A 13413-nucleotide genomic window follows, 5' to 3' on the forward strand; every position below is an offset into this window, starting at 1 on the left:
AGGTATGCTGATGACATGGCAGCAACCATCGGATTCCGTCCCACGGACGAGGACGAGCGGATCATAAGAGCCGCCATGCGGGAGGGCGAGCGGACGAGCGACGTGATCCGGCGGGCCCTGCGGCTGCTGGAAAGCGAGGTCTGGCTTGCGCAGGCCCGCGAGGACGCGGAACGGCTGAAGGACGAAGACCTGTCCGCCGAGGAGGATGCCTGGTGATCCGCGGTGCGATGTACCGCGTTGACCTGGGCGACGCCAAACGGGGGCACGAACAGCGGGGCCGCCGCTACGGCCTGGTCCTCAGCCCGAGTGCCATGCCGTGGAGCGTGGCCACCATCATCCCCACCTCGACGACCGCGCAGTCGGCCGCCTTCCGGCCCGAACTGGAGGTCGCGGGCACGCGCACGAGGCTGCTGGTCGACCAGATCCGCACGGTCGACGTGTCATACGTCCACGGCGACCCGGTCCACTACCTCGACCACGCCGAACTGGCAGAGGTGGAACAAGCGGTAGCCCGCTACCTCGGCCTCTCCACCTGGCACACCTGACCCGGCTCCCGGGCTCCCCGGTCTTCTCTGCGCCGTGAGTACGAAAGCCGGAGGAGGTGCCGGGCCATGGACAAGGCCAACGCGCTGGTTCGGTTGTGGCGTGACCTGAGGGACCTCCGACGCAATGGCCCGGGCAAAGCCGTCTGGGCCGCGTTCAAGCTCCCCGGCACCACACCCCCGACGAACACCGGCCCCTGACGCCTGCACATCCCGTCCGTCAGGCTTTGGCCGCCGGACCGCGGAGCAGGGCGGCTATGAGGGCGGCGCCCAGCACGAGGACGGCGGCAGCGGTGGTGAGCGCGAAGGAGAAGCCCTCCGTCGCCGCGTCCAGGGGGTCTTGCCCCGCGGCCGGCGCGTCGCGGCGCCGGGTGGCCAGGCCGACGAAGACCGCCACCCCCACCGCGCCCCCGACCTGCTGGACCGAGGTCAGGACGGCCGAGCCGAGCCCGGCGTCCTCGCCGGTGGTGCCGGTGAGGGCCGCGACGGTCAGTGCCGGCAGGCTCAGCCCGCACCCGAGGCTCGTGACGAGCATGCCGGGCAGCACCCCGGAGGCGTAGCCGTCGCTCGGTGCCACGCCGGCCAGCAGCAGCAGCCCGGCGGCGGTGATCAGGAACGACAGCACGAGGGCGGGTCGTGCGCCGAGCCTCGTCACGGCTCGGGAGGAGAGCCACATGCCGATCAGGATGCCGCCGCCGTACGGGAGGTAGGCGAGGCCGGCCGTGAGCGGGCGGTAGTCCAGCACGGTCTGCAGGTGCACCATCAGCAGGAAGGCCATCGCGTACATGGCGGCGGAGAACAGCAGGGTCGTCCCGTTGGCCACGGCGCGGAACCGGAAGGCCAGGAACGACAGCGGCACCAGCGGCTCGGCGGTGCGTGCCTCGACCGCGAAGAAGGCGGCGGCCAGGAGGACGGCGAGGACCAGGGGCCCGGCGGCCCCCGGGTCGCCCCAGCCCGACTCGGCGGTCCGCAGCAGTCCGTAGACCAGGGCCACGAGGGCGCCGGTGCCCAGGACCGCGCCGGGCACGTCGAGACGGGCCGCGCGTCCGGCGCGGCTCTCGGGCACCAGGCGCGGGAGCAGCACGACGGCCGCCAGCGCCACCGGCAGGTTGATCAGGAAGATCCAGCGCCAGGACGCGAGACCGGTCAGCGCTCCGGAGATCACCAGGCCCGCCGTACCGCCCAGGCCCGCGATCCCGCCCCAGATGCCGAAGGCCCTGGCGCGCTCCCGGGTACCCGGGTACAGGAGCGCGATCAGCGCCACCGCGGCGGGGCTGGCCATGGCCGCTCCCGCGCCCTGGGCGAACCGCCCGGCCACCAGTTGCCAGGGCTCCTGCGCAAGCCCGCAGACCAGGCTCGCCGCACCGAAGACGGCCACGCCGGTCAGGAAGACGCGGCGGCGGCCCAGCAGGTCGGCCATGCGGCCGAAGAGCAGCAACAGCCCGCCGAAGGCGAGGAAGTAGGCGTTGACGACCCACGCCAGCCCCGCGGTGCTGAAGCCGAGGTCGTCGCGCAGGGTGGGGAGCGCGACGCTCACCACGTTGTCGTCCAGGACGAGCATGAACTGCACGAAGCACAGGACCACCAGGGCCGGCCCGCGGCGCCCGGCGACCCCGGGCCCGGCCGCCGGCGGCACCGCCGCCGGGCCGGGCGGCCCGTCCTGCGGGGCGGGGCCGGTCATGCTGCGGTCGCGCCCGGGGCGCGGGGATTCGGTCGGCATACCTCGACGCTAGGCACCCGGCTCGCTGGCCGCGATGCGCTACCGGGCCAGGCCATGTCGCATTGGGGACATACGCTGGGGGGCATGACCGATGCCGTCTTCGGTGCCGTCCCGGTCGGGGTGGGCGCCATCGTCGTCGGGACCTTCCCCCTGGCGTCCGGGCAGTGGTTCGTCCCGCACAGCCACCCGCAGCACCAGTTGGCCTGGGCGCGGCGCGGTGTGCTGGGCGTCGCCGTCGGCGACGCCTCCTGGGTCCTGCCGCGCACCCGGGCGCTGTGGCTGCCCGCGGGGGTCGTCCACCGGATCGGGGCGACCCGCGACGCGGTGCTGTGCAGCCTCTACTTCGCACCGGACAGATGCGACCTGGACTGGACGGAACCCACGCCGGTCGGCGTCGACGGCCTGCTGGCCCACCTGTTCGTCCACCTCAGCGGCGAGGGCCTGGCCGACGACGCGCGGCTGCGGGCCGAGGCGGTCGTCCTGGACCTCCTGCGCCCGCTGCCGGCCACCCCCATCGACGTACCGAGCGCCACCGACGACCGCGTCCGCGCGGTGGCCGACGCGCTCCTCGCCGACCCCGCGGACCCCAGGAGCCTGGACGCGCACGCGCGGAGCGTCGGCGTGAGCCGGCGCACCCTGACCCGGCTGTTCGTCGACGACACCGGGATGAACTTCGACCGCTGGCGCACCCATCTGCGGATGCGGGCCGCCCTGCCCCTCCTCGCCGAGGGCCAGCCCGTCTCCCGGGTCGCGCACACCGTGGGATACGCGACGCCGAGCGCGTTCCTCGCGGCGTTCCGGCGCACGGTCGGCACGTCCCCGGGCCGCTACCTCAACGGCGACGCGGCGTTCGGCGCACCCGCCACCGGCGCCCCGGGCACCTGACCGCGGGCGGGCCCGGCGCCCGGTGGGGCGGCGGGCCCGTAGCGGTCAGGACTTCTTCGGCTCCTCCAGGCGCGGGAAGAGGATCGCGCCCTTCGTGACGCGGGCGCCTGCCGGGAGGCGGCCCCAGTCGGCGGCCTCCGCGATGCGCTGGCCGGCCAGGGGGCCGAGGGCCGGTTCGGCGCCCAGGGAGGTCCAGAGCCGGCGGGACGTCGTGGGCATCACCGGGTGCAGGAGGACCGCCACCGCGCGGAGGGCCTCCGCGGCGGTGTAGAGGATCGTCGCCAGGCGGGCCTGGGCCTCGTCCGAGGAGTCCTTCGCGACCTTCCAGGGCTCCTGCTCCGTCAGGTACAGGTTGACCTTCTTGATGAAGTCGAAGACCGCCGCGATGCCCCCCGCGAAGTCCAGCTCGTCGCCGATCCGCCGGTCCGCCTCCGCCGCCGCGTGCGCCAGGCCGTCGACGATCACCTGCTCCGCGGGCCCGGCCGCGGTCGCCGCCGGGAGGTCGCCGTCGAAGTACTTGACGGTCATCGCGCCCACGCGCGAGGCCAGGTTGCCGAAGTCGTTGGCCAGTTCGCTGGTGTAGCGGTGGGTGAAGTCCTCCCAGGAGAACGAGCCGTCCTGGCCGTACTGGATGGCCCGCAGGAAGTACCAGCGGTACGCGTCGACGCCGAAGTGGTCCGTGAGGTCCTGCGGCTTGATGCCCGTCAGGTTGGACTTCGACATCTTCTCGCCGCCGACCATCAGCCAGCCGTTGGCGAAGACCTTGCCCGGCAGCGGCAGCCCGTTGGCCATCAGCATCGCCGGCCAGATCACCGCGTGGAAGCGGAGGATGTCCTTGCCGACGAGGTGCACGTTCGCCGGCCAGGTGCCCGCGAACTTCGCCTCGTCCGCGCCGTAGCCCACGGCGGTCGCGTAGTTGAGCAGGGCGTCGATCCACACGTAGATCACGTGCTTGTCGTCCCACGGGACCCGCACGCCCCAGTCGAAGGTGGAGCGGGAGATCGACAGGTCGTTGAGGCCCTGCCGGACGAAGTTGACGACCTCGTTACGGGCCGACTCGGGCTGGACGAAGCCGGGGTTGGCCTCGTAGAACTCCAGTAGCTTCGGGCCGTACTCGGAGAGCTTGAAGAAGTAGTTCTCCTCCTTCAGCATCTCCACCGGCGTCTTGTGGATGGGGCAGAGCTTCAGGCCCGCGTACTCGCCCTCGCCGTCGAGCAGCTCGCCCGGGGTCTTGTACTCCTCGCAGCCGACGCAGTACGGGCCCTCGTAGCCGCCCTGGTAGATCTCGCCCTTGTCGTACAGGTCCTGGACGAACTCCTGCACCCGGTCCGTGTGCCGCTTCTCCGTGGTGCGGATGAAGTCGTCGTTCGCGATCTCCAGGTGCTCCCAGAGGGGCTTCCACGCCTCCTCCACCAGCTTGTCGCACCACTCCTGCGGGGTGACGCCGTGCGCCTCCGCGGTGCGCATGATCTTCTGACCGTGCTCGTCCGTGCCGGTGAGGTACCACACCTTCTCGCCGCGCTGGCGGTGCCAGCGGGTGAGCACGTCGCCTGCGACGGTCGTATAGGCGTGGCCCAGGTGCGGAGCGTCGTTCACGTAGTAGATGGGCGTCGAGACGTAGAACGCCGGCTCACCCCCACCCGGCTCACCCCCACCCTTGTGGGGAGTACGACGCTCCGCAGCGTCAAGGTTCTCAGATCCAGTGGCCGCCATGGTCGAAATCCTAACGGCCGCGGACCGTCGCATTCATCCGATTACGTACGGTGACGAACCGCTCATCGTACGCCGCGCATATGCCCACCGGCGCGGGTTCACCCGGAGTTCAGGTCCTCTTCGCTCCCCGGCGGGACTACGCGCCTAGCGTCCGGCGCGAACTCACAGAAACCGGAGGGGATCGTGCGCAGACTTCTGCCGCTCATCGGCTCGCCGCATCCGGGCGGGCGCTCGGCCATGACCTGTCGCTACCGCTGTGGCGACGCCTGCTTCCACGAGGTACCGAACACCAGCGACAACGAGTACGCCGGCGACATCGTCGCCCGCGCCGTCTCCCGCCGCGGGGCGCTGCGCGCCGGTGCCGCGGTGACCGTGGTGGCGGCCGGCGCGGGGATCGTCGGGGCCGCCCCGGCGACGGCCGCGCCGACCTCGCCGGCCGGCACCTTCGGCCGCGGTCCCGGCAACGGCGGCGCCGGCGGCGACGCCGCCCGCGGCCTGCGTTTCGACGCGGTCGCGCCCAACACCGACGACGTCGTCACCGCGGCCGACGGCTACGAGCAGAACGTCGTCATCGCCTGGGGCGACCCCGTCCTGCGCGGCGCCCCCGCCTTCGACCCGGCCCGCCAGTCGGCCGCCGCCCAGGCCGGCCAGTTCGGCTACAACAACGACTTCCTCGCCCTGCTGCCGCTGCGCGGCGAGCGCGACCGGCAACTGCTGGTGGCGAACCACGAGTACACCGACGAGCAGCTCATGTTCCCCGGGTACGACCCGGAGAACGTCACCCGCGAGCAGGCCGAGATCGGCTGGGCCGCGCACGGCATGTCCGTCGTGGCCGTCCAGGAGGAGGGCAGCCGGGGCAAGGGCGGCGGCAGCCTCCGCGCCGTGCCGCGGCACCCGCTGAACCGCCGGATCACCGCCACCACCGAGTTCGAGCTGCGCGGCCCGGCCGCGGGCAGCGACCTGCTCAAGACCTCGGCGGACCGCACCGGCCGGCGCGTCCTCGGCACCCTCAACAACTGCGCCGGCGGCACCACCCCGTGGGGCACGGTGCTCTCCGGCGAGGAGAACTTCAACCAGTACTTCGCCAACGCCGGCTCCGTCACCGACCCGGTCGCCAAGCAGCGCCTCGCGCGCTACGGCCTCTCCGGCGGCGCCTCGCAGCGCAAGTGGGAGCAGTTCGACGACCGCTTCGACGTCGTCAAGGAGCCGCAGGAGTCGCACCGGTTCGGCTGGGTCGTGGAGATCGACCCGTACGACCCGGACTCGACCCCCGTCAAGCACACCGCGCTCGGCCGCTTCAAGCACGAGGGCGCCAGCATCCGGCTGACGCGCGACGGCCGCGCGGTCGCGTACTCCGGTGACGACGAGCGCTTCGACTACCTCTACAAGTTCGTCTCCGACAAGCGCATGATGCGCGGCAACAGCCGCTGGGCGCGGGCCCACAACATGACGCTGCTCGACGAGGGCACGCTGTACGTCGCCAAGCTCACCGGCGACAGCCCGGCCGCCGAGATCGACGGCACCGGCAAGCTGCCCGCGGACGGCGAGTTCGACGGGTCCGGCGAGTGGATCAAACTCGCCAGCGGCGACCGCAGCTTCGTCCCCGGCATGACCGCCGAGGAGGTCTACGTCTTCACCCGCCTCGCCGCCGACAAGGCCGGCGCGACGAAGATGGACCGCCCGGAGGACGTGGAGCCGAGCCCGAACAGCGGCAAGGTGTACGTCGCGCTGACGAACAACACCAACCGCGGCACCGGCACCAACGCCAAGGCGGACGAGGCCAACCCGCGCAACGCCAACAAGCACGGGCACATCCTGGAGCTCACCGAGAAGCGCGACGACCCGGCGTCCACCAGCTTCGGCTGGCGGCTGTTCCTGGTCTGCGGCGACCCGGCGGACCCGTCGACGTACTTCGCGGGCTTCCCGAAGGACAAGGTCAGCCCCATCTCCTGCCCGGACAACGTGGCGTTCGACCCGTACGGCAACCTGTGGATCTCCACCGACGGCAACGCCCTCGGCAACCACGACGGGCTGTTCGGCGTGGCGACCACGGGGCGGTACGAGGGCCAGGTGAAGCAGTTCCTCAGCATGCCGACGGGCGCGGAGACCTGCGGCCCCGTGGTGCAGGAGGACCGCGTGCTGGTCGCCGTGCAGCACCCGGGCGAGGTCGACGGCGCGTCGTACGAGCACCCGGGCTCGGCGTGGCCCGACGGCCCCGGCAAGCCCAACCGCCCGGCGGTCGTCAACGTCTGGCGCACCGGGGGCGGGCGCATCGGGGCCTGACGCTTCCCCTGCGGGCGGCCCCGATACACCCTCCGGTTCCGTAGCAGAACCTCCGGTTCGACGGTCCGGCGGCTCCGCGCGCACGTGTCGGCGTGCCGCGGGGCCGTCGGCCCGGGTTCCCCGGTCGAGCGTATTAGGTTAGCCTCACCTAAGTCGACCGCCTGAGGGGAACCCAGCCTTGGCCACCACCGCACCGACCAGCCCGCTCTCCCGCCGCACCCTGCTCACCTCGGCCGGCGCCCTCGGCATCGGCGCCCTGCTCGCCGCCTGCGGCGGCGACACGGCGAACGGCGGCTCAGGCGGCGGCTGGTCGTTCACCGACGACCGCGGCGAGAAGGCCGAGACCGGCCGCCGCCCGGAGAAGATCGTCGCGTTCGTCAGCTCCGCCGCCGCGCTCTACGACTACGGCGTGACCTGCACCGCGATCTTCGGCCCCAGCGAGCCGATCGACGGCAAGCCCAACCCGCAGGCGGGCGACCTGGATCTGGCGGAGCTGGAGAGCCTCGGCGAGGCGTGGGGGGAGTTCAACGTCGAGAAGTACGCCTCACTCGGCCCCGAGTTGCTGATCAGCAACATGTTCCCGCCCCCCGACCTGTGGTTCGTCCCCGGGGAGAGCCGGAAGAAGATCTTCGCGCTCGCCCCCGCGATCGGCATCAAGGGCGCGCACACGAGCCTCAAGGAGCCGCTGCGGCGGTACGAGGAACTGGCGAAGGCCCTCGGCGGCGACACCGCGGGCGCGCGGGCCGAGGCCGACAAGAAGCGCTTCAAGGACGCCGAGCAGCGGCTGCGTTCGGCCGCGAAGGCGAACCGCGGCCTCAAGGTGCTGGCGATGACCGGCGACCAGGACAACATGTACGTCGCCGTCCCCGGCTCGTACACCGACCTGCACTACTTCCGGGACCTCGGGGTGGACGTGGTGGAGGGGAAGAAGTCCGACGAGTTCGGCTTCTGGGAGTTCCTGAGCTGGGAGAACACCGACAAGTACCACGCCGACCTGATCATGGTCGACAACCGCACCCAGGCCATGACGCCCGCTGCGCTCGCCGAGAAGCCCACCTGGAGCCGGCTCCCGGCCGTCGAGGCCGGGCAGACGACGCCCTGGTCGATGGAGGAGCGCTACAGCTACCGCGGGTTCGCACCCGTGCTGGAGCGGCTGGCCGACGCCATCGAGAACGCCGGCAAGCTCGGCTGAGGGAGCGGGTCATGGCTTTCCACGACGACGTACGTGCCGACCGCGCGGACGCGGGCGGCGGCACCGCCGCGCCGGCGCCCGCGGAGCGGGTGCGCACGATCCTGGCGACCGCGGGCTCGCTGACGCTGGAGACCGACGGGCTCCGCTGCGATCTGGTGGGCCTGCACACGACGGCCCCGGGCCCCGGCGGGTGGCTGCTGCGGCTGCGCCCGCCGGCGGACAGCGCGCTCGCGGCGCGGGTGGTCTGCGCCCCCGCGGGCGATCTGCCGGTGCGGCTGCATCTGACGGACATCGCGCCGGTGGGGGTACGGGACCGGGTACGGACCCGGGTGACGCTGACCGGGTGGCTGGCGCCGGAGGCCGAACAGCCGGAGCCGGAGCGGCTGGTGCTGGGGTTCGACCCGGCGGAGGCGCTGGTGGCGGCGGGCGCGGGGGCGGAGGACGGTGAGGTGGCGGTCGTCGACCCGGAGGAGCTGGCGACGGCCGGTCCCGACCCGCTGGCCGTACAGGAGCCGGCGATGCTGCTGCACCTGGCGGACTCCCACCGCGACGCGGTCGACGCCCTGACCCGGCTCCTCGACCCGGCGGCGCTCCACGGCGTGGTCCGCGTCCACCCGCTGGCGCTGGACCGCTACGGCCTGGTCCTCCGCCTCGAACACCCCCGCACCCACCGCGACACCCGCCTCCCCTTCCCCACCCCCCTCAAGGACCCCGCAGAAGCGGGCCCGGCCATCCGGACACTGCTGTACGCCGCCCACCACTGCCCGCGCCGCCGCAGGTGAGGAGCGGGACGGCAGGCCGGGGTGGGTCGGTGCGCATAGCGGGGGCGGAAGGTCAGGGCGAGAACGGTACGCGCGCGAGGAGGCGGGGCGCCGCCCACCGCTGTTCCCGCCGCCACAGGTGGCGGCGCGAGCGACGCCCGGTCGGCCCGCCCACCGGGCGCACCACGGCATGCCGGTGGCCGGGCGGAGTCACACGGCCGCGTCGGGCGCGAGGCGCTGACCGGCTTCTCCACCGTCCCCGCCACGGCGTACTCGCATGGCCGTGATCGTGGTCGCCGCCAGGATCGCCGGGAGCGCGGTCAGGGCGAAGCACAGGGGGAGGGGGGCGTTGTCGATCAGGAGGCCGGTGGCGGCGGTGGCCGTGGCGGAACCGGCGTTGAGCGCGGTGTTGACCCATGCCCCCGCCTTCGTACGGGTCCCGGGGCCGGCCGACTCGTCCGCGATCAGGTACGCCGTGGTGATGCCCGGGGCCACGAAGACCCCGACGAGTGCGGCGCAGCCGAGCAGCACGTACGGGTGCGGCGCCAGGCCCGTCGCGGCGAGCAGCAGGCCCAGCGCCCCCGCCAGTACCGGCAGCCGCCGCGTGCTCGGTGCGCGCCAGGCGACGGCTCCGTAGACGAGCCCGCCGACCGCGCTGCCCGCGGACATCGCGGCGAGGATCCACGGCACCAGGCCCGCCGCGTCGTGCTCGTCGGCGAAGGCGACGACGAGCAGTTGCAGCGCCCCCAGGCACACCCCCACCCCGGCCACCCCGATGACCGCCTGCTTCATCGGGAGGTTCCCGCGCAGGACACCGGGGGTGCGGCCGGGCGTCTTGCGCGCCGTGGCCCGGGAGCCCTTCCTCGCCGCCACCGGGGAGGTGACCAGCGCCAGCGTGCCGCAGAGGATCAGGGCCGCGCTCGCCGCCAGGCCCACCGGCGCCGGCGCCACGGTCACGATCGCGCCGACCAGCAACGGCCCGGTCACGAGCAGCAGTTCCTCGGCGACCGAGTCCAGGCTGTACGCGCGCGAGAGCAGTCCCGGCGGCACCAGGTCGCTCCAGAGCACCCGCATCACGGGCCCCAGCGGCGGCGTCAGCGCCCCGGCACCCGCCGCCAGCGCGGTCAGCCACGCGGCGCCCGTGCCGCCGTCCGCGGTGACGGCGGCGAGCACCGCCAGCAGCACCGCGTACGCGGCGGCCATCGGCGGCAGCGCCCGCCGCGGGCCGTGCCGGTCGATGAAGCCGGCCCGTACCGGCGACAGGGTCACGCTGGTCGCCCCGAAGCACGCCAGGGCGGCCCCGGCCGCGGCGTACGATCCGGTGGCTTCCTTGACGGAGAGCAGGAGCGACAGGGAGACCATCCCGTACGAGAGCCGCCCCAGCAGGGCGGCACCGAAGGTGCGGGAGGCATGGGGAATGCGCAGCAAAGCCGCGTACGACGGCGCAGACATGGTGGTGTTCCTCGGTGAAGAGAGCGCGGAGCACCGGCGCTCCAAGGCGTGCATGGGCGGCATACGGCCACGCCCGTGGGGCGCGGCGGCGCCGGCTCCTATGCACAGAGGAGGAACATGCGGCCGAAACTAGCAGACCGGTTGGCGGACGTGAACGGGCCCGTCCCCTTCCGGTCGGAAGGGGACGGGCCCGTCGCGTGCAGTGGCGCGTTCTCGCGTCGCGTTACTTCCTGGCGTACAGGCGCATCGTGATCGGGCCGAAGATCGCCACGATCACGCCCGCCCAGCCCAGTGTCCACGCGATGTCCGCACCCGGCCACTCGCCGTGCATCAGCTCGCGGACCGCGGAAGCGAGGTGCGTCACCGGGTTGTTGTTGACGAACGCCTGCAGCCAGCCCGGCATCGTCGACGGATCGACGAAGATGTCGCTGAGGAACGTCGTCGGGAACAGGACCATCATGCTGACGCCCATGACCGACTTCTCCGAGCGGAGCAGCAGGCCGAACATCGTCCAGATCCACGAGAACGCGAACGAGAAGACGATCAGCAGCGCCACCCCCGCGAGCACGCCCACCACGCCGCCGTCCGGGCGGAAGCCCATGATGAGGCCGACACCGACCATCACCACCGACGCTATGAGGTAGCGCAGCATGTCGCCGAGCAGGTAGCCGACCATCACCGCGGGGCGCCAGATCGGCAGCGACCGGAAGCGGTCGAAGACGCCCTTCTCGATGTCGGTGTTGACGGAGATGCCGGTGTACATCGTGATCATGACGATGCTCATCACCAGGATGCCCGGCAGCAGGTACTGCAGGTAGTCCGACGTGGAGCCCGCCAGCGCACCCCCGAAGAGGTACGTGTACATCAGTACCATCATGATCGGGAAGGCGGTGACGTCGAAGAGCTGCTCCGGCACGTGCTTGATCTTCAGCACGGCGCGCCAGCCGAACGTCACGGAGGCGGACCACGGACTCGGCCGGGCCGGCCGCTCCTTGGAGACCAGCAGCTCCGCCAGGCTCTCGGTGGTGACCGGCGCCAGGTCCTCCGTACGGCCCTGGGTCTGGGTCTCGGTCGCGGTGCTCATGCTGCTGCCTCCTGGGTCCCGGCACCGGCCGGGCGGTCGGTGAGGGCGAGGAAGACCTCGTCCAGGCTGGGCTGACCCAGCGAGAAGTTGTCCACGGTGATGTCCGCGCGGGCCAGCTCGGCCAGCGCGGCGGCGGCCTGGGCGGCCGCGTTGTGCCCGTTGTCGCCGCTGCCGACGCGGGCGGTGAGCGCGACCGGGTCGGATTCGAGCTGCACCTGGGCGCCGGCGAGCGCCGTCTCCAGCAGGGCGACCGCCTCCGCGCGCTGCGCGGCGTCGCGCAGCCGGAGGTGGACCGAGCCGGCGCCGACGGACGCCTTCAGCTCGCCCTTGGTGCCCTCGGCGATGACCTTGCCGTGGTCGATGACGGCGATCCTGGAGGCGAGCTGGTCCGCCTCGTCCAGGTACTGCGTGGTGAGCAGGACGGTGGTGCCCTGCGCGACGACCGCGCGGACGATGTCCCAGACCTGGTTGCGGCTCCGCGGGTCGAGGCCGGTGGTCGGCTCGTCGAGGAAGAGCAGGTCGGGGGTGTTGAGGATGGACGCGGCGATGTCGATGCGCCGCCGCATGCCGCCCGAGTAGTTCTTCACCTGCTTGTCCGCGGCCTCGCCGAGGCCGAACGCCTCCAGCAACTGCGCGGCGCGCACGCGCGCGGCCGCGGGCCGGTGCCCGAGGAGGCGGCCGAGCAGCACCAGGTTCTCGGTGCCGGTCAGGTCCTCGTCCACGGAGGCGTACTGGCCGGTGAGGCTGACCCGGGAGCGCACGGCGTTCGCGTCGCGGACGACGTCCTTGCCGAAGATCCGGGCCTCGCCACCGTCGGGGCGCAGCAGGGTGGCGAGCATCTTCACGGTGGTGGTCTTCCCGGCGCCGTTGGGGCCGAGGACGCCGTAGACGGTGCCGCTGGGGACGGCGAGGTCGACGCCGTCCACCGCGCGGGTCTCGCCGAACACCTTCACAAGTCCCGACGTCTCGATCGCCAGGCCGGACGGGTCGTTAGTCATGTGCTTCTTCTCCAGATTCTCCAACATCAGGTATATATGTGGCTTTTGCTACGCCGTCACGCCACGTACGGCCGCGTCGCGCGGGCCTCCCGCAGCGCGAGACCCCACCAGGTGAGCTGGTCGAGCAGGGCGCCGGCGGCGCGTACCAGCCCGTCCGAGTAGAGGGACCCGCCGGCCGGGAATTTCTCATCGGTGAAGCGCAGGTCGATTCCGACCGAGTCCCGCACCGTGACCGTGTGCAGCTCGGTGAAGACCGACCTCAGGTGCTCCACCGCGCGCACGCCGTCGCAGCCGAAGCCGTACGACACGAAGCCGACGGGCTTCGCGTGCCACTCGTCGTAGCCGGTGTCGATGGCGTGCTTGAGCTGCGCGGGGAAGCTGCGGTTGCACTCGGGGGTGACCACGACGAACCCCTCCGCCCACGCCAGCTCCGCGGTGAACGCGGCCATCTCCTCGGTGGGGTGCGCGGGGTAGCGCAGCGGGAGGTCGTAGTCGGCGAGGTCCACCACGCGCAGGGTCAGGTCGCCGCGGTCGCCGGCCAGCTCGCCGAGCCAGTGGGCCACGGCGGGCGGGCGGCAGTCGGGCTCCTCCTGGCCGCCGAGTATGCACGCGATCCGCAGCCCGGCGCCCGCGCCGGCCGCATCCGGGGGGCCGACCGCATCCGGAGGGCCGGACACGCCCGAGGGGCCGGACGCCGCGGGGCAGGGCGTCTCGCGTACGCCGGACTCTCCGTTCCGCATCGGGCACCTCCCGGTCTCGGCCGCCCCGGGCGGTGCGCCCCGG

The 13413-nt window shown here is 72.7% G+C and carries 12 protein-coding genes; 6 read left to right on the plus strand and 6 right to left on the minus strand.

The annotated features are described in order from the left end of the window. The first annotated feature begins 15 nt into the window (after positions 1-15). Both ACFYVJ_RS09000 and ACFYVJ_RS09005 read left to right on the plus strand, forming a co-directional pair. Positions 16-216 (plus strand): hypothetical protein, encoded by a 201-nt coding sequence (locus ACFYVJ_RS09000; RefSeq protein ID WP_388887992.1) that lies wholly within the window; start codon positions 16-18, stop codon positions 214-216. Next, on the plus strand, positions 213-545 hold the full coding sequence (locus tag ACFYVJ_RS09005) for a type II toxin-antitoxin system PemK/MazF family toxin (RefSeq protein WP_388887995.1): 333 nt from the start codon (positions 213-215) through the stop codon (positions 543-545). Before ACFYVJ_RS09000 ends, ACFYVJ_RS09005 begins: the two co-directional genes overlap by 4 nt. Positions 546-762: 217 nt before the next feature. Here the strand turns inward: ACFYVJ_RS09005 and ACFYVJ_RS09010 are convergent, their stop codons facing one another. Further along, the gene (locus ACFYVJ_RS09010) at positions 763-2262 is read right to left on the minus strand and encodes an MFS transporter (protein ID WP_388887997.1); all 1500 of its coding nucleotides are present in this window, start codon (positions 2260-2262) and stop codon (positions 763-765) included. An 84-nt stretch (positions 2263-2346) separates the two neighbouring features. Between ACFYVJ_RS09010 and ACFYVJ_RS09015 the strand changes: the two genes are divergently transcribed. Further along, positions 2347-3147 carry a helix-turn-helix domain-containing protein gene (locus tag ACFYVJ_RS09015; RefSeq protein ID WP_388888000.1) on the plus strand — a complete coding sequence of 267 codons (801 nt, stop codon included), beginning with the start codon at positions 2347-2349 and terminating at the stop codon, positions 3145-3147. A gap of 45 nt (positions 3148-3192) precedes the next feature. Here ACFYVJ_RS09015 and metG read toward each other — a convergent pair whose 3' ends face one another. Then, a complete protein-coding gene (gene metG, locus ACFYVJ_RS09020; RefSeq protein ID WP_388888002.1) occupies positions 3193-4860 on the minus strand; it encodes a methionine--tRNA ligase in 1668 nt (555 codons plus the stop codon). A 183-nt stretch (positions 4861-5043) separates the two neighbouring features. On the opposite strand from metG, the gene ACFYVJ_RS09025 reads away from it, so the two are divergent. From ACFYVJ_RS09025 to ACFYVJ_RS09035, 3 genes are all read left to right on the plus strand, one after another. Further along, positions 5044-7143 (plus strand): PhoX family protein, encoded by a 2100-nt coding sequence (locus tag ACFYVJ_RS09025; protein ID WP_388888005.1) that lies wholly within the window; start codon positions 5044-5046, stop codon positions 7141-7143. Between the two features lie 178 nt (positions 7144-7321). Continuing rightward, complete coding sequence (locus ACFYVJ_RS09030) at positions 7322-8335, plus strand: ABC transporter substrate-binding protein (protein WP_388888007.1); 1014 nt, start codon at positions 7322-7324, stop codon at positions 8333-8335. A gap of 11 nt (positions 8336-8346) precedes the next feature. Next, on the plus strand, positions 8347-9117 hold the full coding sequence (locus ACFYVJ_RS09035) for a DUF2470 domain-containing protein (RefSeq protein ID WP_388888010.1): 771 nt from the start codon (positions 8347-8349) through the stop codon (positions 9115-9117). A 189-nt stretch (positions 9118-9306) separates the two neighbouring features. On the opposite strand, the gene ACFYVJ_RS09040 is transcribed toward ACFYVJ_RS09035, so the two are convergent. The 4 genes from ACFYVJ_RS09040 to ACFYVJ_RS09055 form a co-directional block, all read right to left on the minus strand. After that, a complete protein-coding gene (locus ACFYVJ_RS09040) occupies positions 9307-10524 on the minus strand; it encodes an MFS transporter (RefSeq protein ID WP_388888559.1) in 1218 nt (405 codons plus the stop codon). A gap of 247 nt (positions 10525-10771) precedes the next feature. Next, the gene (locus ACFYVJ_RS09045) at positions 10772-11632 is read right to left on the minus strand and encodes an ABC transporter permease (protein WP_388888012.1); all 861 of its coding nucleotides are present in this window, start codon (positions 11630-11632) and stop codon (positions 10772-10774) included. Next, complete coding sequence (locus ACFYVJ_RS09050) at positions 11629-12630, minus strand: ATP-binding cassette domain-containing protein (RefSeq protein ID WP_388888015.1); 1002 nt, start codon at positions 12628-12630, stop codon at positions 11629-11631. Before ACFYVJ_RS09050 ends, ACFYVJ_RS09045 begins: the two co-directional genes overlap by 4 nt. A 56-nt stretch (positions 12631-12686) precedes the next feature. Beyond that, positions 12687-13370 carry an NADPH-dependent FMN reductase gene (locus tag ACFYVJ_RS09055; RefSeq protein WP_388888018.1) on the minus strand — a complete coding sequence of 228 codons (684 nt, stop codon included), beginning with the start codon at positions 13368-13370 and terminating at the stop codon, positions 12687-12689. Positions 13371-13413: the final 43 nt, after the last annotated feature.

Source organism: Streptomyces sp. NPDC004134 (assembly GCF_042874195.1).
GTDB lineage: Bacteria > Actinomycetota > Actinomycetes > Streptomycetales > Streptomycetaceae > Streptomyces.

Bases quoted from the DNA above. Each gene is read 5' to 3' on its own strand.
- ACFYVJ_RS09000 (WP_388887992.1), top strand. From the start codon at position 16: ATGGCAGCAACCATCGGATTCCGTCCCACGGACGAGGACGAGCGGATC.
- ACFYVJ_RS09010 (WP_388887997.1), bottom strand. From the start codon at position 2,262: ATGCCGACCGAATCCCCGCGCCCCGGGCGCGACCGCAGCATGACCGGC.
- ACFYVJ_RS09015 (WP_388888000.1), top strand. From the start codon at position 2,347: ATGACCGATGCCGTCTTCGGTGCCGTCCCGGTCGGGGTGGGCGCCATC.
- metG (WP_388888002.1), bottom strand. From the start codon at position 4,860: ATGGCGGCCACTGGATCTGAGAACCTTGACGCTGCGGAGCGTCGTACT.
- ACFYVJ_RS09035 (WP_388888010.1), top strand. From the start codon at position 8,347: ATGGCTTTCCACGACGACGTACGTGCCGACCGCGCGGACGCGGGCGGC.
- ACFYVJ_RS09045 (WP_388888012.1), bottom strand. From the start codon at position 11,632: ATGAGCACCGCGACCGAGACCCAGACCCAGGGCCGTACGGAGGACCTG.
- ACFYVJ_RS09050 (WP_388888015.1), bottom strand. From the start codon at position 12,630: ATGACTAACGACCCGTCCGGCCTGGCGATCGAGACGTCGGGACTTGTG.
- ACFYVJ_RS09055 (WP_388888018.1), bottom strand. From the start codon at position 13,370: ATGCGGAACGGAGAGTCCGGCGTACGCGAGACGCCCTGCCCCGCGGCG.